Here is a 23,629-nt window from a genome sequence, read left to right as displayed (position 1 = left end):
CCTACGCGCCTCACAGCCCATTCACTCAGGGACGCACCCTTCCGCGCCAGCCCTGAACGGGTAGTTCGAACTTGGCGACCAGCCTGTCGGTGAACGGCGCGCCGGTGCTCTCGACCCCGTGCAGCCGCGCCAGGCGCACGGGACGGGCGCTGCGGCGGACCTCCACCCGCGTGCCCGAGGGCAGGTCGAAGCGGCGCCGCCCGTCGCACCACAACACCCCGCCGGGCGTGTCGGGCAGCGTCTCGACCGCCAGCGTGGAGCGGGGCGAGACCACCAGCGGCCGGGCGAACAGCGCGTGGGCGCTGATCGGCACCATGAGCAGGGCCTCCACCTCTGGCCACACCACGGGGCCGCCCGCGGAGAAGGCGTAGGCGGTGGAGCCGGTGGGGGTGGCGCAGATCACGCCGTCGCAGCCCCAGCGCGACAGCGGGCGGCCGTCGATCTCGGCCACGACCTCCAGCATGCGGTCGCGCTTCTCCACCGACATCTCGTTGAGGGCCCAGGTGTCGGCGATGATCTGGCCGTTCTGGCGGGCGAGGACGTCGATCGTCATGCGTTCCTCGACGTCGTAGCGGCCCGCGACGACGCTGTCGACGGCCGCGGCGAGATCGGCCACCTCGGCCTCGGCCAGGAACCCGACGTGTCCCAGGTTGACGCCCAGCAGCGGCGTGCCGGCGGGCCGGGCCAGCTCGGCGGAGCGCAGCAGCGTGCCGTCGCCGCCCAGCACGATCATGACCTCGGCGTCCTTGGTGGCGGCCGGGTCGCTCGGCACCACATCGGCGCCCGCGCAGCCGATGTCGTCTGCTTCCGTGTCGAGCACGCGGACCGTGATCCCGGCGTCGACCAGGCGGTCGATGACCAGGCGGGCGCTCTCGACGGCGGCCTCGCGCCCGGTGTGCACGGTGACCAGGACGGTACGGTTCATCGCGGCCCTTCCTCGACGGCGCGCTCGATCGCGGCCTCCAGGTCCTCCACCGGAGGCGCGCCCTCTCCCTTGCCCATCCAGAGCAGGTACTCCACGTTGCCCGAGGGGCCCGGCAGGGGGCTGGCCGTCACGCCGCGTACCGTCAGCCCGAGCTCCAGGGCGCGGGCGGCCACGTCGCGCACGGCGCGGGCCCGCAGCGCGGGGTCGCGCACCACGCCGCCGGCGCCGACGAGGTCCTTGCCCACCTCGAACTGCGGCTTGACCAGCATCACCAGGTCGGCCGCCGGGGCGGCCACTCCGGCCAGCGCGGGCAGCACGAGCCGCAGCGAGATGAACGACAGGTCGCCCACCACCAGCGACGGCGGCTCGCCGACCATGTCGGGGGTGAGGTCGCGCACGTTGACGCGCTCCATCACGGTGACCCGCTCGTCGGTGCGCAGCGACCAGGCGAGCTGGCCGTAGCCGACGTCGACGGCGAGCACGCGGGCGGCGCCGTTGCGCAGCAGCACGTCGGTGAAGCCACCGGTGGAGGCGCCGGCGTCGAGGCAGCGCCGCCCCTCGACGGTCAGCCCGCCGAACGCCTTGAGGGCGCCGAGCAGCTTGTGCGCGCCGCGCGAGACGTAGTCGGGTCCCTCGGCCGACTCGGCGACGACGATGGGCGAGGCGGTGTCGACCTGGGTGGCGGGCTTGCCCGCCCGCTGCCCGCCGACGCTGACCCGGCCCGCCTCGATGAGCTGCACGGCCTGCTCGCGCGACCTGGCCAGCCCGCGGCGCACCATCTCGCTGTCCAGGCGTATCCTGCGGCTCACTGGTCGTCCACGGCCGCGAGGGTGGCCTCGAGCCCGGCGAACGCCTCGTCGAACACCGCGACGTGCTCGCTCACCGGCAGGCCGGCCAGCCGGCCGAGCCCCGCGACGACCGCGTCGACCCGCTCGTCCCCGGTCTCCTCTGGCAGCGCACTCATGAGACGACGTTAACGCCTCCCGCGAGCGCCCAGGCACCATCGCGGGTGTGTCACACGTTGACGGGGCATACGGCATGCCACCGATGTGGAACCCTACGTCGGTGAAGGTCAGGCGTGCGTAAAGGTGAGCGAAAGGGTGGACACCATGGCAAGCGTCGAGGAGTGCCGGGCGGCACTGGTCAAGCTCGTCGCCCAGTTCGACGAGATCGACGCGGAGGACCGCGCGCGTCACGTGGTGGAGCGCTCGGTGAGCTGCCGCGTGTCCGACCTGGGCGTGACCTTCTACGGGCGGCTGCACCACGACGGGCTCGACCCGTTCGTGGAGGAGCCGCCCGCGGACGGGCGGACCGACGTGCGGCTGACGATCGGCAGTGACGACCTCGTGGCCCTGGTGGAGGGGGAGCTGGACCTGGCGCGGGCGCTGCTGGGCGGCCGGGTGAAGATCGACGCCAGCTTCGGCGACCTGCTGCGCCTGCGCCGGCTCCTCTGACGTGTCGCGAGCATGACCGGAGGGTTGGTGTCGTTCACCCGAGGCGGTCGAGGGCGTGCTTGACCGCGTCCTCCTCGGCCCGCCGCTCCCCCACGGCCGCCCAGACGGCGTCGCAGGCGGCGCGCAGGCCGTCGATCGGGCTGCCGTCGCCCTCCAGCCGCAGCGCGCCGTCCTGCCAGCGGGCCCGCCAGCCCTCGCAGACGCCGTCGCGCACCTCCGGGTACGGTCGCGACAGCGCGCCGAGCCCCTCGGCGACGTACGTGGGCCGGTGCTCCGGCGGGGCCGTGAGCAGGTCGAGCGGCGTCGCCACGCCGGTGAGCACGAGCAGGCTGTCGACGCCCGCGTTGGTGGCGCCCTCGATGTCGGTGTCGAGCCGGTCGCCCACGACCAGCGGCCGCTCCGCCCCGGTACGGATCATGGACTCGCGGTGCAGCGGCGGGTCGGGCTTGCCCGCGTACACCGGCTCCACCCCCGTGGCGGCGGCGATCACCCGCACCATCGCGCCGTTGCCGGGCAGCTCGCCGCGGCCGGTCGGCATGGTGCTGTCGCCGTTGGACGCCACGAACAGCGCGCCCTGCCGCACGGCCAGGGCGCCCTCGGCCAGCAGCCCGTACGACAGGCCGGGCGCGATGCCCTGCACGACGGCGGCGGGCGCGTCCATCGCGGTGGTCACCGGCCTGAGTCCCCGGTCCCGTACGGCCATGCGCAGCCCGGAGCCGCCGACGACCAGCACGTTCGAGCCCGCCGGCACCCGCTCGGACACCAGCCGCGCGGCGGCCTGCGCCGACGTGACCACGTCGTCGGCGACGGCGGGAACGCCCAGCTCGCGCAGGTGGGCGGCGGTGGCGGCGGGGGTGCGTGAGGCGTTGTTGGTCACGTACGCGAGCCGGACGCCCCCGGCGCGGGCCTCCGCCAGCGCCTCGGGGGCGCCGGGAACGGCGTGGCTGCCGAGGTAGACCACGCCGTCGAGGTCGAGCAGCAGGGTGTCGTAGCCGTCGATCAGCACGGGTCGCCTTCCGGTCGCGGTGGGGCCGCCGAGCGCTGGTGGCCGCACGCCGGCCGCGAGTGGCTGTGCGCCGGCGCCATCACCGAGACAATAGCGCCGCCGTCGCCGCCCCTCGCGCGTGACCACCCGCCCAGGCCGTCGCCGTGACCCCTCCCGCGCGCCTCCTCACACGGCGACGCTCTTCCCGGCTCACACGGCCGCGAACGCGAAGGGGAAGAGACGCTCCGCCGGCAGTCCTCGCCCGTCACATCTCCCGCCGGGCGCGCAACGTCGCCCGAACACTCTTCAACGCCGACACGTAGTGCCTCTCGTCGGGACGCATCGCCACGGCGATGGCCAGCGGCTCCTGAGCGCCCTCGATGTCACCGGTGCGCCACAGCGCCAATCCAAGCCCGAAATGGGCGTAATCCTCAGCCGGGTTGGCGTCCACGATCTGCCGGAAACTCTCCGCCGCCTCCGCGTACTGCCGCGAGTTGAACTGCGCCCGCGCCAACGCCTCCAGAATGCTGCGCGACTCGGGCTCGGCCAGAGCCGCCCGCTCCAGCAGCGCGGCCGCCGCGGCCGGGCTGCCGTCCTTGAGCAGCTTCACCCCACGCTGGTACCAGTCGTAAACGTCACCTTCGGGGGCGCCGGGGGAATCATCGTGGACGTTTCTTCCTTGGACCATTGCGTGAGGCCTCCTTCATCGGCGGACGACGGCTCCGCTCGGCTCGCCACGGAGTCGGACGCGGCGGGGGTGCTGGGGCGGCTTCTGGAAGACTCGGATGTTTATGGGAGCATGCCCGATATGGGGAGTCCTGAACTGCCGGTGCCCGCTGGGCTGGTGCTGCGCCCCTTCCGCGGCGTCCGTTTCGCCGTGGACGACCCCGCCAAGGTCACGTCCCCGCCGTACGACCTGATCTCGGACGACGACGTCCGGGCATTGCTGCACTCTCATCCGAACAACGTGGTACGCCTCATCCTTCCCCGCCCCACCACACCGCCGGTACGCGTGGAGACCCCTTCGGACACTTCCGAGGCCGTCCCAGCGCACGGCGGACCGGTAGGGACCCCTGACGCCCGGGAAGCCGCCGACGATGCTCAGAGGCATCCGGACGCATCCCGGGACGCTGGGCGGCGGGACATGAGCGCCTCGGAGACGCCAGGCACTGACGCGGTGGAGGAGCCGAATCCCGACAGCCCGCAGGCCCGGCCCACGAGCACGACTGAGACGTCGGACGCGAACACCCCCCAGACCCGAGGCATGAACAGGCCAGGGGAGCCAGACGCGCACAGCCCGCAGACGGGGGACGCGGCCAGCCTGGGGGCGCAGGACGCGAACAGCGCACAGGCCCGCCACACGAGCGGGACAGAGACGCCCGACGCGAACATCCCGCGGACGCGAGGCGCGGACAGCCCGGTCGGGGCCGGTGCGACGACCAGCCCTGTGACGCGAGACGAGGGCAGCCCGGACGAGCACGGTTTCGCGCAGCGGATGCCCGGGGTCGACGGAACGCGTTACGCGGAGGCCCGCGACACCCTGCGCGCCTGGCTCGACGCGGGCATCCTGGTGACGGACGACCTTCCAGCGTTGTACGTGTACGAGCAGAGCGGCCCGACGGTCCTGCAGCGCGGCCTCATCGGCGACGTGGGCATCGCCGACCCGACGCAGGGCGTCATCCTGCCGCACGAGCACGTCTTCCCCGGCCCCGTGGCGGACCGGCTCGCTCTCATGAGCACCACCCAGGCCAACCTTGAACCCATCTTCCTCCTTTACGACGGGAACGACGGACAGGCGACGCGTCTCGTGGACGAGGTGGCCACCACCCGTGAGCCCCTGGTCGTGGCCAGGACCGAGGACGGCCTGACCCACCGCCTGTGGGCGATCACCGACAGCTCGGAGATCGCCGCGATCAACGCCGACCTGCGCCCGCGCCAAGCCCTGATCGCGGACGGCCATCACCGGTACGCCACGTACCGCGTCCTGCAACGCCAGGAACACACGGCCCGCGCCCAGACCGGCAACCCGACGACCGCGCCGACACGGCCGCCGTTGCCCGCGGAGCAGCCCTCGCCGGGGGCCTCTCGCATCCTTAACGCCCTGGCAGCCCAAGACGCCGTGACGCCTCATGACGCCTCGCCGGACCACAGCGCCTGGGCAACTCTTACTCCCTCAGCAGGCAGCGCAGGATCGAAGACTCACGACGCCTCAGCGAGCGAAGCGGGATCTGGTTCCCGTGAGGCATCAGCAGACGACGGCGAGCCGAAGACTCCTAGGGCATCAGCCAGCGAAGGCGAGACGAGGACCCCGCAGCCAGCCGGCGAAGGCGAGACGAGGACCCCGCAGGCATCAGCCGGCGAAAGCGAGCCGACCCCAGCGGCATCAACGCGTGGAGACGAGACGGCGACTCGTGTGACCTCACCGGGCGACGGCACCAGCTCTCGTGCCGTTGCCCAAGGCGCTCCAGAGCAGGCCGAGACGGGACGGCCGCCCTCCGGCCCCTGGGACTTCGGCCTGGCCTTGCTCGTCGACGCCACGGCCTATCCGCCTGACCTCAAGGCCATCCATCGGGTCATCCCGGGGCTGCCTCTGGCTGAGGCGGTCTCCAAGGCGAGGGGCTCGTGGCGGGTCCACGAGTATCCCGACCTGGCCGCGGGCCTGGCCGCGCTCGACGCAGCTCCCGGTCTCGCGTTCCTGGTGGCGGGTGAAGGCGGAGCCCATCTGCTGACCGATCCCGACCCGATGCAGTTGGCCCGCGCCATGCCCGCCGACCGCTCGGACCGGTGGAACGCACTGAACACCTCCATCCTGACGGAGTTCCTGATGCCCAAGGTGTGGGGTGTGCGCGACGACGACCAGACGGTACGGATCGTCCACCACGACGCACACGCCGCGGTGGAGCAGGCCGTGCAGGCGGGCGGAACAGCGGTGATCCTCAAGCCGCTCCTGGTCGCCGAGGTGCTCGCGGTCGCCGCGTCCGGCGAGCGCGTGCCTCGCAAATCCACCTCCTTCGGCCCCAAGCCCCGAACCGGCCTGGTCCTGCGCACCTTCGCCACCGGCTGACCCGACCCTCCGACCAGCGAGTTCACCTCCATAGGGCGAGCTCCTGTGAAGGTGGACCCCAGGGACTACGTCTGCCGCTCCCTCGGGCGTGCCCAACCCGTCGGTGGCCTTTCGGCGCACCGCGGACACGCGTTTCCCCGCTGCCCGCTCCTGCTTCTCCCCGCTGCTTCCCTCCTGTTTCTCCCTTTCTGCATCCTGTTTCGTGTCGGCTTCGGTCGGGGTTCGTTCGACCGGGCTTCCGTGAGGTTGCGCCTCTTCGAGATGAGGTCCCGTCGGGCTGGCATTTCTCGACGAGCATGAGCACCCAGCCGTGGGCATCCCCCGGTCTCGGCGCAACGCTCGTGACGCGGCGGCGCTCACTTCCTCACCGATGGGTGCGGGAGAGCACGCCCTTCCCGGCGGATCTACAGGTGTCGATCATGGCCTGGAGGCGGCTCGGCGGCGGCGACATGTGCGGGGAAGCGTCGGAATCGCCCCTGGGGGTCGGCTCGTGAGGCTTTCCGCCCACCAGCGATTCCGTTTCGGCGCGAGGCGGCTCGGCGGGCGAGGGCGCCGCAGAAGCGCCCACCCCGAGCGCATCCACAGGAAGGGAAGCGGGATCTCGAGGGTCCTGCCCCGTGGCGGCCTCGCCGTCAGGTGGGGCAGCAGGCGCGGGTTTGGGCGGGCGCGGCCCTCTGGTCGTGCGCCGTCTCGGCCCCGGAGGAGGTGACGCCGGATCCACGCGGGCCGGTTCGACGTGGAAGACCTCGACCTCGTACCGCCAGATCTTCGCCGACGACGGGCCGTAGATGCGGCACCTGAACGCGCCTCTGACCTCCAGCGGATCGTCCGGCCCCGCGTCGCGCACGACGGCCGCGACCTCGGGGACGAACGTGACGCACGGGATGCTGTCCGTCATCACGCCGCCCTTCGGGTGCGGGCGGTCCCTGCGCACGGCCAGGCGCCACCTCGTCAAGGTGTCACCGCTGGGCAGCCGCTTGTCCTCGGCTGCCGCGGACACCCTCCCTGCCAGCACGACCTCGTTGCGGTCCACTGTCGTCCTCCCATCCGATGCTCCGGCGGGGATCACTCTCTACGATGTGGGCATGGCCGGAACGGCTCGAATGCCGTTCTGGGGATCGCGGACCGCTGCTCGGGAGTTCCTGTGGACAACATCACCGCCCTCGGCGGCGACGTCTATGAGATCGACACGAAGATGGCCGGTTATTCCGGTATCACGGCCGGCTACCTGATTCTGTCCGACCGGCCCTGCCTGGTGGAGACCGGGACCTCGACGTCCGCGCCCGTGGTGCGCGACGCCCTGGCCTCGCTCGGGGTGGGACCCGACGATCTGGCGAGCGTGGTGGTCACGCACATCCACCTCGATCACGCGGGCGGTGTCGGCGACATCGCGAAGTTCTTCCCCTCCGCGCAGATCGTCGTACACGAGAAGGGCGCGCGGCATCTGGCCGACCCGTCGCGTCTCATGGCCAGCGCCCGGATGGTGTGGGGCGACAAGCTCGACACGCTGTTCGGCGAGCTCTCGCCGACCGAGACGGAACGCATCGTCGCGCTCGGCGACACCGGCGCCGTCGACCTGGGCAACGGCCGCACCCTCAGCAGCCACTACTCGCCCGGCCACGCCAAGCACCACGTCGGCCTCGTCGACTCCGGCACCGGCGACCTCTACGTCGGCGACGCCGCCGGCGTGTACCTGCCGGAGACCGGCGACCTGCGTCCCGCCACGCCGCCACCGGACTTCGACCTCGACACGGCGCTCAACTCGATCGCCCTGTTCCAGGCCCTCGGTCCGCAACGGCTGCTGTTCAGCCACTACGGACCGGTCGATGCCGTTCAGGACACCCTCGAACGTTCCGCGGAAGAACTCCGCATCTGGGTGGACCTGACCCGCCAGGCGCACGCGGAGGGCATGGACCTGGACCACGCCGTCGCCATGGTGCGTGACCGGACGAAGGAGCGCTACGCGGCGCTGGAGATGGAGGGTGAGGCGGCCGAGCAGTTCGAGCTGCTGAGCGGGGCGCCGTCCAACGTCGCGGGCATCCTGCACTGGCTCAACCGCGTCAACCCGTAGCAGCGGGAGGTGCTGCCGGCCCGAATCCGCCGTTGAGCCTTCTGCTGCTCCGCTTGTCCCGCTGAGCGACTCGGGTGGCAGGCGTGCGGCGCCGCCGGATCGGCCGGAAACGCGCGACGGTACGGCGGGCACCCCGTGTGGGGTGCCCGCCGTACCGTCAACTCACGTGTCTGAACGCCGAGGCGTCAGTCTTCCCGCTTGGACTTGTCCTGGGGGGATTCGTCGAGGATGTCACCGAAGTCGGGCTCGATGAACGCCAGGTTGATGTCCGGCGCCGACTGGACGTCGCTCTGCTCGCCGGCGGCGGCCGGCGACGCGGCCTCGTCGGCGGCGGCCGAGCCGGCCGAGCCGGCCGACGCAGCCGCCCCGGTGGAGACGGCCGGGTCAGCCGCCCCGGTGGGGGCTGCCGAGTCGGCGGGCGTCGGAGCGGGCGCGCCCTGCGGGGCCTCGTCCGGCACCGGCCGCTCCTCGGACACGGCGTCCGCAGCCACGTCCTCCTCCAAGTCCTCGGCGTGCTCCTCGGACTCCTCGGACTCCTGGGAGTCCGAAGAGTCCTGGGAGTCCTCGGACTCGTCGAACTCGCTGGACTCCTCAGAGTCGTCGAAGTCGTCGGAGGCGTCGGCCTCACCAGCGGGGGCGCCGACGGCGATGTCGTCGTCGAACGGCACGTCGAGGTCGTCGCCGTCCTCGTAGTCCTCTTCGAGGTCGTCGATGACGGCCCCGGTCAGCATGGCGTACCGTTCGGCGGCGTCGGTCTCGCCGTCGCCGTCGAACGCCATCGCGCGGGCGAACCAGTCGGTCGCCGCCTCCTGGTGTCCGGCGGCCAGCAGCGCGTCGGCGTACGCGAACGCGAGCCGTGCCGACCACGGCTTCGCGTCCTGGTCCCGCAGCTCCGGAAGCCGCTGGAGCGTGATGACGGCGGCGTCGTTCTGGCCGAGGTCACGCCGGGCTCCCGACTCGACGATGGCCAGCTCGATGCGCTCGGGCCGGTCGAGGCGCTCGGCCTCGGGAGAGCGGACGAGGTCGAGGGCGCGCTCCGGGCGGCCGAGGCCGCGCTCGCAGTCGGCCATCACCGGCAGGTACGCGTCGGAGCCCGTCATCCTCCGGGCGGCGCGCAGGTCGCTGAGCGCCTCGGAGTAGTGGCCGGCGCGGTATGCGACGATGCCCGCCGCCTCCCGGACCACGCCGATGCGGGCGGCGAAGCGACGCGCCACCTTGGTGTGCTCGTGCGCCCGGTCGGGGTCGTCCTCCTCCAGGGCCCGCTCGGCGGCGACGAGGTGCCTGCCCACCAGCTCGGCCAGGTCGCCGGGGAGGGAGCGGAGCTCCTCGCGCACCTCCTTGTCGAGCTCGTCGGCGGTGACGTCCGGGGCGATCTCGGGCAGCCGCTCGCGCTGAGGGGCGTCCTCGCGGTCGGCCCTGCCGTACCTGGCGCGGGTGCCGCCGCCCGGACGGTCGTCGCGGGCGCCGCCGCCTTCGCCGTCACGGTCGCGGGAGAACGGCCGGGCGCCGCCGTCGCGGTAGCCGCCGTCGCGGCGCGGGCCGCGGTCGCCGTAGCCGCCACCCTCACGGCGCGGGCCGCGGTCATCACGGAACCCGCCCTCACGGCGCGGGCCCCGGTCACCCTGGAAGCCGCCCTCACGGCGCGGCCCGCGGTCGTCGCGGTCGCGGAACGGGCGGCGCTCGTCGTCGCGGCGCGGGCCCCGCTCGGCGTACCCGCCTTCACGGCGGGGACCCCGGTCGTCGCGGTCACGGAACGGACGACGGTCGTCATCGCGGCGCGGGCCGCGGTCGCCGTAACCACCCTCGCGGCGCGGCCCACGGTCGCCCTGGAAGCCACCCTCGCGACGGGGACCGCGGTCACCCTGGAAGCCACCCTCACGACGCGGACCCCGGTCACCCTGGAAGCCACCCTCACGACGCGGACCCCGGTCACCCTGGAACCCGCCCTCACGACGCGGACCCCGGTCACCCTGGAACCCGCCCTCACGACGCGGACCCCGGTCACCCTGGAACCCGCCCTCACGACGCGGACCCCGGTCACCCTGGAAGCCACCCTCGCGACGCGGACCCCGGTCATCACGGTCGCGGAACGGGCGGCGCTCGTCGCCGTACCCGCCCTCACGACGCGGCCCACGATCGTCACGGTCGCGGAACGAACGGCGGTCGTCATCACGGCGCGGACCGCGGTCGTCGCGGAACCCGCCTTCACGGCGCGGGCCGCGGTCGCCGTAGCCACCCTCGCGACGCGGCCCACGATCGTCACGGTCGCGGAACGGGCGACGGTCGTCGTCGCGGCGCGGGCCCCGCTCGGCGTACCCGCCCTCACGACGGGGACCCCGGTCACCCTGGAACCCGCCCTCACGGCGCGGGCCACGATCGCCATAGCCACCCTCGCGACGCGGCCCACGATCGTCACGGAAGCCACCCTCACGGCGCGGACCCCGGTCACCCTGGAACCCGCCCTCGCGACGCGGCCCACGGTCGTCACGGTCGCGGAACGAACGGCGGTCGTCATCACGGCGCGGACCGCGGTCGTCGCGGAACCCGCCCTCGCGGCGCCGGCCGCGGTCGTCGAAGTCGTCGCGGCTGCGGTACACGGGCCGGTCGCCCTGGCCGCGGTCCTGGGAGGAGCGACGGTCGTCGCCGTCGCGGCGCGGCCCCCGGTCGTCGCGGCCGCCGTAGCGCTGGTCGGAGCCGGAGCGCTGGTCGGAACGGTACGGGCGGTCGCCTCGCGGGGCTCCCTGGCCACTGCCCCGGGAGCCGTATCCGCCGCCCCTGCTGCTACCGTACGTACGCCTCTCCCCGTATTCGCCGCCCCCGCGCTGTCCGCCGTCGGGTCCGTTGTCTCTGTTCACTTCTGGTCCATTTCGTTGGCTCACTCAGCGGAGCCGCATCGCACATGGCGGCCGCCGTGGCTCGCCGCCGCCCGTCCTCGGGCCTTACGCGACGAAGGCCACCCGTGGGGGTGGCCCGCTCGCTCCAGCCTAGCAAGCCGCCGAACGTCCGCGGGACTCGGCGACGAGTGAATCCGGTCGCCCACTTTGCCGTTTTCGTGAAGACTGCCAGCCATGTCACTTCGCTTCCACGAGATCGCCGAGTCGCGGCACCGCATTCTCAACCCCCTCAGCCCCGACAAGCTCAACCTCCTCGGCGAGATCTGCCGCATCAGTCACGGCACGCGGCAGCTCGATCTCGCCTGCGGCAAGGGGGAGATGCTCAGCCGCTGGGCCTCCCGCTACGGGCTGCACGGGGTGGGCGTGGACATCAGCTCGGTGTTCCTGGAGGCCGCCAGGCGGCGCGCCGCCGACCTCGGGGTCGGTGACCAGGTACGTTTCGTCGAGGCCGACGCCGGCACGTACAACGACGAACCGGAGTCGTACGACATCGTGTCCTGCATCGGCGCGACGTGGATCGGCGACGGGCTGCAGGGCACGCTGGAGCTGATGCGCCGCCCGCTGCGGCCGGGCGGGATCGTGCTGGTGGGCGAATGCTTCTGGCAGTCGCCGCCGCCCGCGGAGGCGTGCGAGGCGCTGGAGATCTCCGAGGACTCCTTCACGTCGCTGGCCGGCACGGCGGAGCGGCTGGAGGAGTCCGGTTTCGAGCTGGTGGAGATGGTGCTGTCCGACCCGGACAGCTGGGACCGGTACGTGGCCAGCCAGTGGTGGACGCTGAGCGACTGGCTGCGGGCCAACCCTGACGACCCGGACGCCTCGGCCCTCCGCGACTTCCTGGACAGGTCACGCCGGAAGCACCTGGAGTACGGCAGGCAGTACCTGGGATGGGGCGTCTTCGTGGCCCGGCAGTGAGGGGAATCGTGGGAGAGGGGAAGCATCCGCTCCTCTCCACTCTCAACGTATAGCGCAACGGGGGGCTTGCGGCAAGACCCCGGTCGTACCCCAGAATCGTCCGCCGAGGCCAGATCGTGTGGCCACAACCTGCGGAAATTGGGGGACGCGAAGTGCGGGTGCTGTTGTCGACGTACGGGTCGCGCGGTGACGTCGAGCCGGTCGCGGGACTCGCGGTGCGGTTGCGGGAGCTCGGCGCGGAGGTGCGGGTGTGCGCGCCGCCGGACGAGGAGTTCGCGCGGCGGCTCGCGGGCGTAGGGGTGCCGATGGTGCCGGTCGGCCGGTCGGCGCGCGCGCTGACGACCTCCGCGCCGCCGGCGCCGTCGGACCTGCCCGGGCGCGCGGCCGACGTGATCGCCCGCCAGCTGGACGCGGTCACGGCGGCGGCCGAGGGGTGCGACGCCATGGTGGTGACCGGCATGCTGCCGGCCGCCGCCGGGGCCCGGTCGGTGGCCGAGAAGCTGGGCATCCCGTCCGTGTCCGTCACCTTCCAGCAGCTCACGCTGCCGTCGCCGCACCACCGGCCGCTGGCGTACCCGGGCCGGCCGCTCCCGCCGGAGGTGACGGACAGCCGGGTGCTGTGGGACCTGGACGCCCGGCACATCAACGCGCTGTTCGGCGCGGCGCTGAACACCAACCGGGCCTCGATCGGCCTGCCGCCGGTGGGCAACGTCCGTGACTACGTCCTCGGCGACCGGCCGTGGCTGGCGACGGACCCCACCCTGGACCCGTGGCTCGGAACGCCGGGTCTCGACGTGGTGCAGACCGGCGCGTGGATCCTGCCGGACGAGCGCCCGCTCCCGGCGGAGCTGACGGCGTTCCTGGAGGCCGGCCCGCCTCCCGTGTACGTGGGGTTCGGCAGCATGCCCATGCGTGAATCGACGGACGTCGCCCAGGTCGCCGTCGAGGCGATCCGCGCGCAGGGCCGCCGCGTGGTCATGGCGCGCGGCTGGGCCGGCCTGAGCCGGGGCCCGGCCGGCGACGGGGACGGGGACGGGGACGAGCGGGACGACTGCTTCGTCGTCGGCGAGGTCAACCAGCAGGAGCTGTTCGGCCGGGTGGCGGCGGTCGTGCATCACGGCGGCGCGGGCACGACGACGACGGCCGCGCGAGCCGGTGCGCCTCAGGTGGTGGTGCCTCAGCTGGCGGACCAGCCGTACTGGGCCGGCCGGGTGGCCGCGCTGGGTGTCGGCGCGGCGCACGACGGGCCGGTGCCGACCTTCGCGTCCCTGTCGGCCGCGCTCGCGACCGCCCTGGCCCCCGAGACCCGCGCACGGGCCGCCGCCGTGGCCGGCGCCGTCCGCGCCGACGGGACGACGGTGGCCGCGACGCTGCTGCTGGACGCGGCCAGCCGGGAGAGACCGCCCGTCTCCGCCTGAACCCCGGCACACCGGATCGGCGCGGTCACACCACCCGCGCGCCGCTCCCGCCGAGCCGGAGCCAGAACACGAAGACCCGAAAGCCACCGGTGGCCTGAACCGGCGAAAGCCATGGAGGCCGAGCGGAGTGCCGTTCGCCCCCATGTCGACCGAGCCGGTCCAGCCGCCTTGCCGCGTGTCGCGCGGGCCCCGCGGGACCCACGCGACACGCGAAACGGTCGCTAGCGACCTCAGATCGGAGCTGAATCCCACGTGAACCCGCTGACCACCAGCGCGTTTGACCTTCCCGACCACCTCGCCGTCAAGGCCGACCCGGCGCTGATCGCCGGCGACGAGCAGCACTTCGCGGCCATCGCGCGGAGCCTGGAGCAGGCGATCGCCGACGTGTCCGACCGCCTGGACGCCCTGCGCAAGGCGCCCGGCGGCAAAGGCCGGGAGGCGCTGGACCGCGACCTGGAGATCCACCGGCTGGCCGCTCGCCTGCGCACGCTCCGCCGCTACGGCCTGGACCTGTGCCTCGGCCACATGGTGAGCGCGGACGACCACGAATCCGCGTACATCGGACGACTCGGCCTCACGGACAGCGAGGGCCGCCGGCTGCTCATCGACTGGCGCTCCCCCGCCGCCGAGCCGTTCTTCGGGGCCACCCACGCCAACCCGATGGGCCTGGCCAGCCGCCGCAGGTACCGCTGGACCCGCGGCCGGGTCAGCGACTACTGGGACGAGGTGTTCACCTCCGAGGGGCTGGTCGGGCACGCCGCGCTCGACGACCAGTCCGCCTTCATCGCCAGCCTCGGCAGCAGCCGGTCACCGCGGATGCGCGACGTCCTCGGCACCATCCAGGCCGACCAGGACGCGATCATCCGCGCGGGCTCCGCCGGCGCCCTCGTCGTCGACGGCGGCCCGGGCACCGGCAAGACCGTCGTCGCCCTGCACCGCTCCGCCTACCTCCTCTACTCCGACCCCCGTCTCGGCCACCGGCGGGGCGACGTGCTGTTCGTCGGCCCGCACCAGCCCTACCTGGCCTACGTCTCCGACGTCCTGCCCAGCCTCGGCGAGGAGGGCGTGCAGACCTGCACGCTGCGGGACCTCGTCGCCGAGGGAGCCGCCGCGGCGGTCGAGTCCGACCCGGACGTGGCCCGCCTGAAGGCGTCCGCGGAGCTGGTGAAGGCGATCGAGCCGGCCGTCAGGTTCTACGAGAACCGGCCCACCAAGGGGATGACGGTCACGACCCACTGGTCCGACGTCTGGCTGAGCCCCGAGGACTGGGCGGAGGCGTTCGACGCGGCCGAGCCCGGCATTCCGCACAACGACGCCCGTGACCTGATCTGGGAGGAGTTGCTCAGGATCCTGGCGGACAAGCACGACCAGGACGACGTCGCGCCTGATCTGCTCCGCAGGTCACTGCTGCGGGACCGGGAGCTGCTGACGGCGTTCAACCGGGCCTGGCCGCTGATCGAAGCGGCCGACCTGGTCGGAGACCTGTGGACCGTACCCGCCTACCTGCGGATGTGCGCCCCCTGGCTCAGCCCCGACGAGATACGCAAACTCCAACGCGAGGAGCCCCAGGCGTGGACGGTGTCCGACCTGCCGCTCCTGGACGCGGCGCGGCAGCGGCTCGGCGACCCGGAGACGTCACGGCGCAAGCGGCAGCGCGAAGCCGCCCTCGCCGCCCAGCGCGAACGCATGACCCAGGTCATCGAGAACCTGATCGAGGCCGATGACGACGGCGAGGGCCTGGTGACGCAGCTTCGCCGCGCGGACCTCCAGCGGAACCTGGTCGACGAGTCCGAACTGCCTGCCCTCGACCCGGACCGGCTCGCCGGGCCGTTCGCCCACATCGTCGTGGACGAGGCTCAGGAGCTGACCGACGCGGAGTGGCAGATGCTGCTGCTGCGGTGCCCGTCCCGGAGCTTCACCATCGTCGGGGACCGGGCGCAGGCCAGGCACGGGTTCACGGAGTCGTGGCGGGAACGGCTGGAGCGGGTCGGGCTCGACCGGATCACCCTGGCGTCGCTGAGCATCAACTACCGGACGCCGGAAGAGATCATGGCGGAGGCGGAGCCGGTGATCCGGGCCGCGCTCCCGGACGCCAACGTCCCGACCTCGATCCGCGGCAGCGGCGTCCCGGTCGTCCACGGACCGGTTTCGGATCTCGGCTCGATCCTCGACACCTGGCTCGCCGCGCACGCCGACGGGACCGCCTGCGTCATCGGCGATCCGACGTTCCGGGAGACGTCCCGGGTACGGTCGCTGACTCCGGAGCTGTCGAAGGGCCTGGAGTTCGACCTGGTGGTCCTCGTCGATCCGGAGAAGTTCGGCGAGGGCATCGAGGGAGCGGTGGACCGTTATGTCGCGATGACGCGCGCGACCGAGCGGCTCGTCGTCCTCACGAGTTCCTGACGCCCTCTCTCGATGAGGGAGTGGCCCCCATGAAGCCGAGGGGTTCTTCCAGGCGCAGGCGCATCGACGGCAGGACGTCGCCGCCGGTCGGCCGGTCAGTCGGTCGGTCGGTCGGTCGGTCGGTCGACGTCACGCTGACATCACCGGCCGACTTCGCTACACGGCCTGGGCGGTGAGGGCCAGCGGGGCACGCGGTGGCGGGGCCGTGGAGGAAGCCGGTGCAGCCTGCCGGGATCCCTGTCAGGCCCAGCCGAGGGGCCACGGTCTTCGGCACGTCAGCCGGAGTGGACGGCTCTGTTCAGCAGGGCCATGAGCTGCCGCAGTTCGTCGCGGGTCAGCGCCGCAAGCGGGGTCTTCTCCAGCGCCGTCCGGACCAGTTCCTCGCGAACCTCGCGGCCCTTCGCGGTCAGGACCAGGACGCGGGAGCGGCGGTCGGCCGGGTCCACGGCGCGCTCCACCAGACCCCGGTCGGCGAGCTGGTTGGTGATGAAGGTCAGATTGGGGGCGTTGCAGTACAGGCGCTCGGTCATCGTCTTCATCGAGGGGGGCGGCTCAGCCGGGTCGATGGCCCACAGCGCCTGGAACGTCGCCGGTGTCAGGTGGTGCCTGGCCAGCGCGGGCCCGATCTGGTCGTTGGTTCGCATCCAGATCTCGTAGGTCGCGGCCACCACCGCGGTGAGCTCGGGCGTGGTCATGACGCCATCCTATCGACACTTCGAGACTCGAAGGATTATGTTGGCTTCTATGCTTCGAGGCTCGAAACAATGGAGGATCTCATGGCCGACGACTATCGTGGCGTCACCGCGCTCGTCACGGGCGCGTCCAAGGGGCTGGGACGGGCGTACGCGCTGGAGCTGACGCGCCGGGGGGCGCGGGTGATCCTGCTGGCTCGTTCGGAGGGGAACCTGCGGGAGGTCGCCGCGCACCTTCGGGAACGGCACGGCGGGCCGGACGCCGAGATCATCGCCGCCGACCTCGCCGCTCCGGACGGCCCGGAGGGGGCCCTGCGGGAGCTGCGTGACCGCGGCCTCACGGTCGATCTGCTGCTCAACAACGCCGGCGCGGGCAGCGCGGGCCCGTTCCTCGGCCGCCCGCTGGAGCCGCAACTGCGCTCCGTCGGGCTCAACGTCGTCGGCCTGATCGCGCTGACCCACGCGATCGGGGCCGAGCTGGTCGCCCGCGGCTCCGGCGGCATCATCAACGTCTCGTCCACCGCGGCCTTCCAGCCCATGCCCTACCAGGCCAGCTATGCCGCGACGAAGGCTTTCGTGCTCTCCTTCACCGAGGCGCTGGCCGAGGAACTGCGCGGCACCGGCGTCCACGTCATGGCCGCGCATCCCGGCGCGATCGCGACCGGCTTCTTCGACGGCACCTCGGCCACGATCGACCCCCGGGCCGCCGACGCGCCGGCCACCATCGCGGCCCGTACGCTGGATGACTACGCCCGAGGGCGCGCGGTGTCCTACCCGGGCCGGGCCTTCAACCGGGCCCTGACCTGGCCCGCGCGCCTGCTGCCGCGCACCGTCGTCGCACGGATCACCGGCGACCTCAACCGCCGGCGCCGCCTGCACGAAGTCGTCGACCTCGTCTAGGCGCGCATCAAAGTCGATCAGAGCCATTCGCTGATCGTGGCGACGAGCACGGTGGCCTCGTAGTGGGTGGCGAGCTCGTCGCGGCGGGTGACGACAGCGCGATGGCGTTCGAGCCGATCGGAGCCGCACTCGACGGCGTGGCGCCACCAGCAGCCGCCGCCACGGTCCCGGGGCGTCCGGCAGGAGGGGTGCGCCGGAGTCACCGGGGCGCCGGGCGGCGACTCGTACGGGACGCCGTCCGCCGTCCTGACGCTCACCCGCCTGTCCTCGGACACCTCCTCCAGCAGCTCGGCCCGCCCTTCCACGCGGACCACCGGGTGCCGCAGGCAGGCCCGCCACCAGGGGTCGGACCACACCCCCGGCGAGGAGTCCGGCAGGCACCGGCAGCCCGTTCAGCATCCATGACTCCACGGTGGCGCGGCACTCCTTTTCGTGCCCGTCCAGGTGCTCAAGCAGCGCCGCGAACTGCACACCGACCGGGCTGAACCGCACGGCCCCGGGCACGGACGCCAGCAGCTGGCCGCCGGTCCTCCTGCAGCGCAGGGTCATCCCCCGTCCAGCACCTGGCTCGTGGCCGCGGACGGCGCGGACTCACGTGAGGGGAATCGGCATGGCGACGACCATGTCGGCGGGCACCGACCATCGTCCCGGTCTCGAATCCCGGAGGGTGCTTGATCACGGTTTGGTGTCGCGCGACTGAATGATCTTGACGGGGGAGCACTCATGAGACGTTATTAGAACGTCTGTTCCCATTCTGTGCAGGAGGCTTTCGTGTCCCCATCCCTGGTTCGCCGATTAGCCGCTTACTGCGGCGCCGCCGGCCTGATCACCGGCCTGTTCACCGTCACGGCCCCCGCCGCCTCGGCGGCCGGCACCACCACCGACCTCGGGGTCACCGACTCCTCCGCCGCCGACCTGGCCGTCGGCGGCGGCCGGGTGTTCGTTCCGGCCGGCGACCGCATCATCGTGGCCGGCACTGACGGAAACCTCACCGGCGGTGTCGTCACCGGCCTGCCCGGCGTCCAAGAGCTGGCCGTGAACGCGGACGGCACCCGCCTGTACGCGGCTCTCGCCGGCTCGAACGAGGTCGCCGAGATCGACACCGCGCGCCTGGCCGTCACCCGCCGGATCGACCTGTCGGCCCACCCCTGCCCGTCCACGCTGGCGTTGCTGGGCGAGCGGTTGTGGGTGGGGCACGGATGCGACAACGGCACCGGCGGCGTCGTCGGCCTGGATCTCAGCGCGAGCGCCCCGGCGCCCGTGGTGGTCGGGGGCCAGCACCTGCGGCCTCCCGCGCTCGCGGCCGCCGGCGACACGCTCGTGGTCGGCCAGACCGCCCTGCACCACGCCGACATACTGGTCTACGACCTCGGCGACGGCGCCCCCGCGCTGCGCGGCACGATCGACAGCGAGAAGTGGCGCATCGACTCCCTGCGCGACCTCACCCTGAGCTCCGACGGCGGCACCCTGTTCAGCGCGGCCGACTCCCCCGGTCACTTCACCAGGTACGACACCAGGACCCTGTCGGCGACCGGCACCTACGACGACGGCTTGGACGGGTACTCGTGCGCCGTGGCGCTCAGCTCGGACGGCGCGTACGTCGCGGCCGGACGCCAGTGGGGCAGCACCGACCTCACCCTCTACGACGCGGCGACGGGCGCGGAGCTGTTCGCGGCCGACCAGCCGGACGCCGAACTGCTCCCGGACAGCGTCGCGTTCTCCGGCACGGACGTCTTCGCACTGCTGCGCAGCTCCACGGACCGGCTGCTGCTGTGGCGGGTGACGGGCGTCGCGCTACCGGCCACCAAGCTCACGGTGACGGCCCCCGCGGACGCGTACGTCGGCTCGCCGATCACCGTCGAGGGGCGGCTCACCCGCGCCGACGGCGAGGCACTGGGGCTCAAGCCGCTCACGGTGATCCAGTACCTGCCCGGCTGGACGAAACTGCCGATCACCGGCGTGACGACGCGGGAGGACGGCACGTTCACCTTTCAGGACACGCCCGTCTTCGAGCTGCCGCCGTACATCGGCGAGGTGATCTACTGGGTGTTCTGGGACGGCGACGACGGCCACCGCCGCAGCAGCGCCTCCGTCACCGTGACGGTCAAGCGCGAAGCCACGCTCACCCTGACAGGGCCGCAGTCCGGCGTCGCCGGCACGGCCGTGGAGCTGAGCGGCGTCCTGGCGGCGGGCGACAGGCCGCCCTCTCCGGAGTCCACGCTCACCGTGCAGCGCACCCTGTACGTCAAGGGCACCAGCGGTAAGACCGTCAAGCTCCCGCCGGTGAGGGTGAACGCCGACGGCACGTACACGTTCACCGACACGCCCGCCAACGCCGGCAGGTACAGCTACCTCGCGAGCTATGCGGGGGACGGCGGGACCGGACCGGCCCAGGCCACCCATCAGATCATCGTCAAGTGACCCGACGCCCGGTGCCCGGCCGGCCGGGCACCGGGCGCCTCGGCCGGGATCCGGTGGTGACTCACCAAGCCCTGACGGTTCCGGTAGCCCATGACTGTACTCCAGTGACAGTCGGCCACCGCGTGATCATTCGGAGTCCGTGAAGACAACCAAAGATCGTGCGGTGGCCGCGCGCCGCAGCGTAGACCCTGACGGCTGGATGGTCATCTTCAACGCCTACGCCACCCCAGCCAGCGGGCCCTGCTGGGGTGGCGGCTCTACCTGCCCGAGCACACCTGGCTGGCCGACCCCGACCGCTGCCAGGCCACCGGCATCCCGGACGAGACCGCCTTCGCCACCAAGCCCGCCCTGATGCTGGCCGCGCTCAAGGCCGGCGTACCCGCCCGCTGGATGACCGGCGATGAGATCTACGGCCAAGACTCGCGCCTGCGCGCCGCCGATGCTCGCCCTGGCTCTCCTGACAGCCATCGCCGCCGCCCAGCCGCCCAGCGTCGCCGACGCGACCGCATCCCTTTGACCTTGCCCGAGATCCGCCGACTGCTGACGACACTCGTACTGACCACGCACCGCTCCATCACGGACATTCTGCGCTGGTCGGATTGGCGCCGCCGACACCAGGCCAGTACCCGACGCTGCCACTACCAGCGCAGATCTGAGCAATGATCGCGAAGTGTCACTGGAGTACTAGGACACGGTGCGGACGCAGCCTCCGGATGGCGTCGATGGCATCGATGACCTTGCTGAACTGTAGGCCGTCTCCACCCCGCACCCGCCGGCGGATGCCGCCGATAAAAGCAAGCGAGGAGGGGATGTGCCCTCCTCGTCCCTGACGATCCTGGAACTGTTTCCGAGCATGCGAAAAGGGGCCCACGCGAGCCCCGGCATCAAGCCGGGCTCGCATGAACCCCTTCTCAAAAGATTGTCCGGCGGTGACCTACTCTCCCACACCCTCCCGAGTGCAGTACCATCGGCGCTGGGAAGCTTAACTTCCGGGTTCGGAATGTAACCGGGTGTTTCCTTCCCGCCATAACCGCCGTAACCCTCCGAAACACACAAGCACTGCTTGCTGTCTCAGAATTGCCTAGTGGACGCGAGCAAAACCTTCAGTGTGGCGCAGCTCTGGACCCGGCGAAGAGTAACAGAGCGCAGCACACACCAAAGCATAAGCTTTGTGGTCAAGTCCTCGGCCTATTAGTACCGGTCAGCTCCACACGTTACCGCGCTTCCACCTCCGGCCTATCAACCCGGTCGTCTACCGGGAGCCTTACCCCCTCACAGGGTGGGAGACCTCATCTCAAGGCGAGCTTCCCGCTTAGATGCTTTCAGCGGTTATCCCTTCCGAACGTAGCCAACCAGCCATGCACCTGGCGGTACAACTGGCACACCAGAGGTTCGTCCGTCCCGGTCCTCTCGTACTAGGGACAGCCCCTTTCAAGTCTCCTGCGCGCGCAGCGGATAGGGACCGAACTGTCTCGCGACGTTCTAAACCCAGCTCGCGTACCGCTTTAATGGGCGAACAGCCCAACCCTTGGGACCTACTCCAGCCCCAGGATGCGACGAGCCGACATCGAGGTGCCAAACCATCCCGTCGATATGGACTCTTGGGGAAGATCAGCCTGTTATCCCCGGGGTACCTTTTAGCCGTTGAGCGACACCGCTTCCACATGCCGATGCCGGATCACTAGTCCCAGCTTTCGCTCCTGCTCGACCCGTCAGTCTCACAGTCAAGCTCCCTTGTGCACTTACACTCAACACCTGATTGCCAACCAGGCTGAGGGAACCTTTGGGCGCCTCCGTTACCTTTTAGGAGGCAACCGCCCCAGTTAAACTACCCACCAGACACTGTCCCCGATCCGGATCACGGACCAGAGTTAGACGTTCAAAACGACCAGAGTGGTATTTCACCAATGACTCCACCCGAACTAGCGTCCGAGCTTCCCAGTCTCCCACCTATCCTACACAAGACGCTCCAAACGCCAATGTCAAGCTGTAGTGAAGGTCCCGGGGTCTTTCCGTCCTGCTGCGCGTAACGAGCATCTTTACTCGTAATGCAATTTCGCCGGGTCTGCGGTTGAGACAGCGGGGAAGTCGTTACGCCATTCGTGCAGGTCGGAACTTACCCGACAAGGAATTTCGCTACCTTAGGATGGTTATAGTTACCACCGCCGTTTACCGGCGCTTAAGTTCTCACCTTCGCACAGCAAGCTGCGCTAAGCGGTCCCCTTAACGTTCCGGCACCGGGCAGGCGTCAGTCCGTATACATCGTCTTACGACTTCGCACGGACCTGTGTTTTTAGTAAACAGTCGCTTCCCCCTGGCCACTGCGACCCCCACCAGCTCAGACAGCAAGTGCCATCACCAGCAGAGGTCCCCCTTCTCCCGAAGTTACGGGGGCAATTTGCCGAGTTCCTTAACCACAGTTCACCCGATCGCCTTGGTATTCTCTACCTGACCACCTGAGTCGGTTTAGGGTACGGGCCGCCACAACACTCACTAGAGGCTTTTCTCGGCAGCATAGGATCATCCACTTCGCCACAATCGGCTCGGCATCACATCTCAGGATACATGCGAGGCGGATTTGCCTACCTCACTCCCTACATGCTTACCCCAGGACAACCATCGCCTGGGCTGGACTACCTTCCTGCGTCACCCCATCGCTTACCTACTACCCAATCAGGCCGAGCGTTCACTCTGACAGCCGTCCCGAAGGACAAACCCGAGTTAAGGACTCTTAGTATCAAGGGGTTCGATATGGGCGCATTGAAGCGGGTACGGGAATATCAACCCGTTGTCCATCGACTACGCCTGTCGGCCTCGCCTTAGGTCCCGACTTACCCTGGGCGGATTAGCCTGCCCCAGGAACCCTTGGTCATCCGGCGCGAGGGTTTCTCACCCTCGATTCGCTACTCATGCCTGCATTCTCACTCGCACAGCTTCCACGACTGGATCACTCCGCCGCTTCACCAGCTGCACGACGCTCCCCTACCCACCAACAAGAACAAGTCCTTGTCAGTGCCACGACTTCGGCGGTGTACTTGAGCCCCGCTACATTGTCGGCGCGGAATCACTTGACCAGTGAGCTATTACGCACTCTTTCAAGGGTGGCTGCTTCTAAGCCAACCTCCTGGTTGTCTCTGCGACTCCACATCCTTTCCCACTTAGCACACGCTTAGGGGCCTTAGTCGGTGATCTGGGCTGTTTCCCTCTCGACTACGAAGCTTATCCCCCGCAGTCTCACTGCCACGCTCTCACTTACCGGCATTCGGAGTTTGGCTGACGTCAGTAACCTTGTCGGGCCCATCGGCCATCCAGTGCTCTACCTCCGGCAAGAAACACGCGACGCTGCACCTAAATGCATTTCGGGGAGAACCAGCTATCACGGAGTTTGATTGGCCTTTCACCCCTACACACAGGTCATCCCCCAGGTTTTCAACCCTGGTGGGTTCGGTCCTCCACCCAGTCTTACCTGAGCTTCAACCTGCCCATGCGT

The 23,629-nt window shown here is 70.8% G+C and carries 18 protein-coding genes, 2 rRNA genes and 1 pseudogene (1 of these 21 running past the window's edge); 10 read left to right on the top strand and 11 right to left on the bottom strand.

Annotated features, from left to right (window positions below):
• Positions 1–25: 25 nt before the first annotated feature.
• Genes HD595_RS34555 through HD595_RS34545 form a run of 3 tightly spaced genes read right to left on the bottom strand, consistent with a single transcriptional unit; the run spans position 26 to position 1,889 of the window.
• Complete coding sequence (locus HD595_RS34555; RefSeq protein WP_253776473.1) at positions 26–925, bottom strand: NAD kinase; 900 nt, start codon at positions 923–925, stop codon at positions 26–28.
• Positions 922–1,734, bottom strand: coding sequence for a TlyA family RNA methyltransferase (locus tag HD595_RS34550; protein ID WP_253776471.1), 813 nt, complete (start codon positions 1,732–1,734; stop codon positions 922–924). The genes HD595_RS34555 and HD595_RS34550 overlap by 4 nt, the downstream gene beginning before the upstream one ends.
• Entirely contained in the window at positions 1,731–1,889 is a 159-nt protein-coding gene (locus HD595_RS34545; RefSeq protein WP_175601170.1) for a hypothetical protein, read from the bottom strand. The genes HD595_RS34550 and HD595_RS34545 overlap by 4 nt, the downstream gene beginning before the upstream one ends.
• Before the next feature lie 145 nt (positions 1,890–2,034).
• Here HD595_RS34545 and HD595_RS34540 point away from each other — a divergent pair, with 145 nt between their 5' ends.
• On the top strand, positions 2,035–2,379 hold the full coding sequence (locus HD595_RS34540; protein ID WP_253776469.1) for an SCP2 sterol-binding domain-containing protein: 345 nt from the start codon (positions 2,035–2,037) through the stop codon (positions 2,377–2,379).
• 34 nt (positions 2,380–2,413) lie between these two features.
• On the opposite strand, the gene HD595_RS34535 is transcribed toward HD595_RS34540, so the two are convergent.
• The gene (locus HD595_RS34535) at positions 2,414–3,385 is read right to left on the bottom strand and encodes an HAD-IIA family hydrolase (protein WP_253776468.1); all 972 of its coding nucleotides are present in this window, start codon (positions 3,383–3,385) and stop codon (positions 2,414–2,416) included.
• 244 nt (positions 3,386–3,629) lie between these two features.
• Positions 3,630–4,052, bottom strand: coding sequence for a tetratricopeptide repeat protein (locus tag HD595_RS34530; RefSeq protein ID WP_253776466.1), 423 nt, complete (start codon positions 4,050–4,052; stop codon positions 3,630–3,632).
• Here HD595_RS34530 and HD595_RS34525 point away from each other — a divergent pair.
• Positions 4,029–6,428: a DUF1015 family protein gene (locus HD595_RS34525; RefSeq protein ID WP_253776464.1), complete on the top strand. Its 2,400-nt coding sequence runs from the start codon at positions 4,029–4,031 to the stop codon at positions 6,426–6,428. The two genes, HD595_RS34530 and HD595_RS34525, sit on opposite strands and share 24 nt — an antisense overlap.
• A 364-nt stretch (positions 6,429–6,792) precedes the next feature.
• Here the strand turns inward: HD595_RS34525 and HD595_RS34520 are convergent, their stop codons facing one another.
• Entirely contained in the window at positions 6,793–7,461 is a 669-nt protein-coding gene (locus tag HD595_RS34520; protein ID WP_253776462.1) for a single-stranded DNA-binding protein, read from the bottom strand.
• Between the two features lie 111 nt (positions 7,462–7,572).
• Between HD595_RS34520 and HD595_RS34515 the strand changes: the two genes are divergently transcribed.
• Positions 7,573–8,499 (top strand): MBL fold metallo-hydrolase, encoded by a 927-nt coding sequence (locus HD595_RS34515; RefSeq protein ID WP_253776460.1) that lies wholly within the window; start codon positions 7,573–7,575, stop codon positions 8,497–8,499.
• Positions 8,500–8,684: 185 nt separating this feature from the next.
• Here HD595_RS34515 and HD595_RS34510 read toward each other — a convergent pair whose 3' ends face one another.
• Complete coding sequence (locus HD595_RS34510; RefSeq protein ID WP_253776458.1) at positions 8,685–9,833, bottom strand: hypothetical protein; 1,149 nt, start codon at positions 9,831–9,833, stop codon at positions 8,685–8,687.
• Here HD595_RS34510 and HD595_RS34505 point away from each other — a divergent pair.
• From HD595_RS34505 to helR, 4 genes are all read left to right on the top strand, one after another.
• Positions 9,777–11,525 (top strand): hypothetical protein, encoded by a 1,749-nt coding sequence (locus tag HD595_RS34505; protein ID WP_253776456.1) that lies wholly within the window; start codon positions 9,777–9,779, stop codon positions 11,523–11,525. The genes HD595_RS34510 and HD595_RS34505 overlap by 57 nt on opposite strands.
• Positions 11,526–11,567: 42 nt before the next feature.
• Positions 11,568–12,305: an SAM-dependent methyltransferase gene (locus HD595_RS34500; RefSeq protein WP_253776454.1), complete on the top strand. Its 738-nt coding sequence runs from the start codon at positions 11,568–11,570 to the stop codon at positions 12,303–12,305.
• A gap of 152 nt (positions 12,306–12,457) precedes the next feature.
• The gene (locus tag HD595_RS34495) at positions 12,458–13,723 is read left to right on the top strand and encodes a glycosyltransferase (protein WP_253776452.1); all 1,266 of its coding nucleotides are present in this window, start codon (positions 12,458–12,460) and stop codon (positions 13,721–13,723) included.
• A gap of 252 nt (positions 13,724–13,975) precedes the next feature.
• Positions 13,976–16,126, top strand: a complete 2,151-nt coding sequence (helR, locus tag HD595_RS34490; RefSeq protein WP_253776450.1) for an RNA polymerase recycling motor ATPase HelR — start codon at positions 13,976–13,978, stop codon at positions 16,124–16,126.
• A gap of 275 nt (positions 16,127–16,401) precedes the next feature.
• On the opposite strand, the gene HD595_RS34485 is transcribed toward helR, so the two are convergent.
• Positions 16,402–16,821, bottom strand: coding sequence for a MarR family winged helix-turn-helix transcriptional regulator (locus HD595_RS34485; RefSeq protein ID WP_253776448.1), 420 nt, complete (start codon positions 16,819–16,821; stop codon positions 16,402–16,404).
• A gap of 81 nt (positions 16,822–16,902) precedes the next feature.
• On the opposite strand from HD595_RS34485, the gene HD595_RS34480 reads away from it, so the two are divergent.
• Positions 16,903–17,718, top strand: coding sequence for an SDR family NAD(P)-dependent oxidoreductase (locus HD595_RS34480; protein ID WP_253776446.1), 816 nt, complete (start codon positions 16,903–16,905; stop codon positions 17,716–17,718).
• Positions 17,719–17,735: 17 nt separating this feature from the next.
• Here HD595_RS34480 and HD595_RS34475 read toward each other — a convergent pair whose 3' ends face one another.
• On the bottom strand, positions 17,736–18,074 hold the full coding sequence (locus HD595_RS34475) for a hypothetical protein (protein WP_253776444.1): 339 nt from the start codon (positions 18,072–18,074) through the stop codon (positions 17,736–17,738).
• Positions 18,075–18,489: 415 nt separating this feature from the next.
• Between HD595_RS34475 and HD595_RS34470 the strand changes: the two genes are divergently transcribed.
• Both HD595_RS34470 and HD595_RS47380 read left to right on the top strand, forming a co-directional pair.
• On the top strand, positions 18,490–20,139 hold the full coding sequence (locus HD595_RS34470) for a YncE family protein (protein ID WP_253776442.1): 1,650 nt from the start codon (positions 18,490–18,492) through the stop codon (positions 20,137–20,139).
• 205 nt (positions 20,140–20,344) lie between these two features.
• Positions 20,345–20,574: pseudogene (locus HD595_RS47380) on the top strand (transposase); the annotation flags it as partial.
• 486 nt (positions 20,575–21,060) lie between these two features.
• On the opposite strand, the gene rrf reads toward HD595_RS47380, so the two are convergent.
• Together rrf and HD595_RS34455 are read right to left on the bottom strand one after the other, a co-directional pair.
• Positions 21,061–21,177 (bottom strand): 5S ribosomal RNA (gene rrf / locus HD595_RS34460).
• A gap of 133 nt (positions 21,178–21,310) precedes the next feature.
• Positions 21,311–23,629, bottom strand: a 23S ribosomal RNA gene (locus HD595_RS34455); it runs 790 nt beyond the window's last position.

It is taken from the genome of Nonomuraea roseoviolacea subsp. carminata, assembly GCF_024172185.1.
Taxonomy (GTDB): Bacteria; Actinomycetota; Actinomycetes; order Streptosporangiales; family Streptosporangiaceae; genus Nonomuraea; species Nonomuraea roseoviolacea.
The sequence above is the reverse complement of the archived record's forward strand: the minus strand, read 5'-3'. Positions and strand labels throughout refer to the sequence as shown.

Excerpts from the sequence above, each read along its gene's own strand:
- HD595_RS34555 (WP_253776473.1), bottom strand. The coding sequence starts at position 925 with ATGAACCGTACCGTCCTGGTCACCGTGCACACCGGGCGCGAGGCCGCC.
- HD595_RS34545 (WP_175601170.1), bottom strand. The coding sequence starts at position 1,889 with ATGAGTGCGCTGCCAGAGGAGACCGGGGACGAGCGGGTCGACGCGGTC.
- HD595_RS34540 (WP_253776469.1), top strand. The coding sequence starts at position 2,035 with ATGGCAAGCGTCGAGGAGTGCCGGGCGGCACTGGTCAAGCTCGTCGCC.
- HD595_RS34530 (WP_253776466.1), bottom strand. The coding sequence starts at position 4,052 with ATGGTCCAAGGAAGAAACGTCCACGATGATTCCCCCGGCGCCCCCGAA.
- HD595_RS34500 (WP_253776454.1), top strand. The coding sequence starts at position 11,568 with ATGTCACTTCGCTTCCACGAGATCGCCGAGTCGCGGCACCGCATTCTC.
- HD595_RS34485 (WP_253776448.1), bottom strand. The coding sequence starts at position 16,821 with ATGACCACGCCCGAGCTCACCGCGGTGGTGGCCGCGACCTACGAGATC.
- HD595_RS34480 (WP_253776446.1), top strand. The coding sequence starts at position 16,903 with ATGGCCGACGACTATCGTGGCGTCACCGCGCTCGTCACGGGCGCGTCC.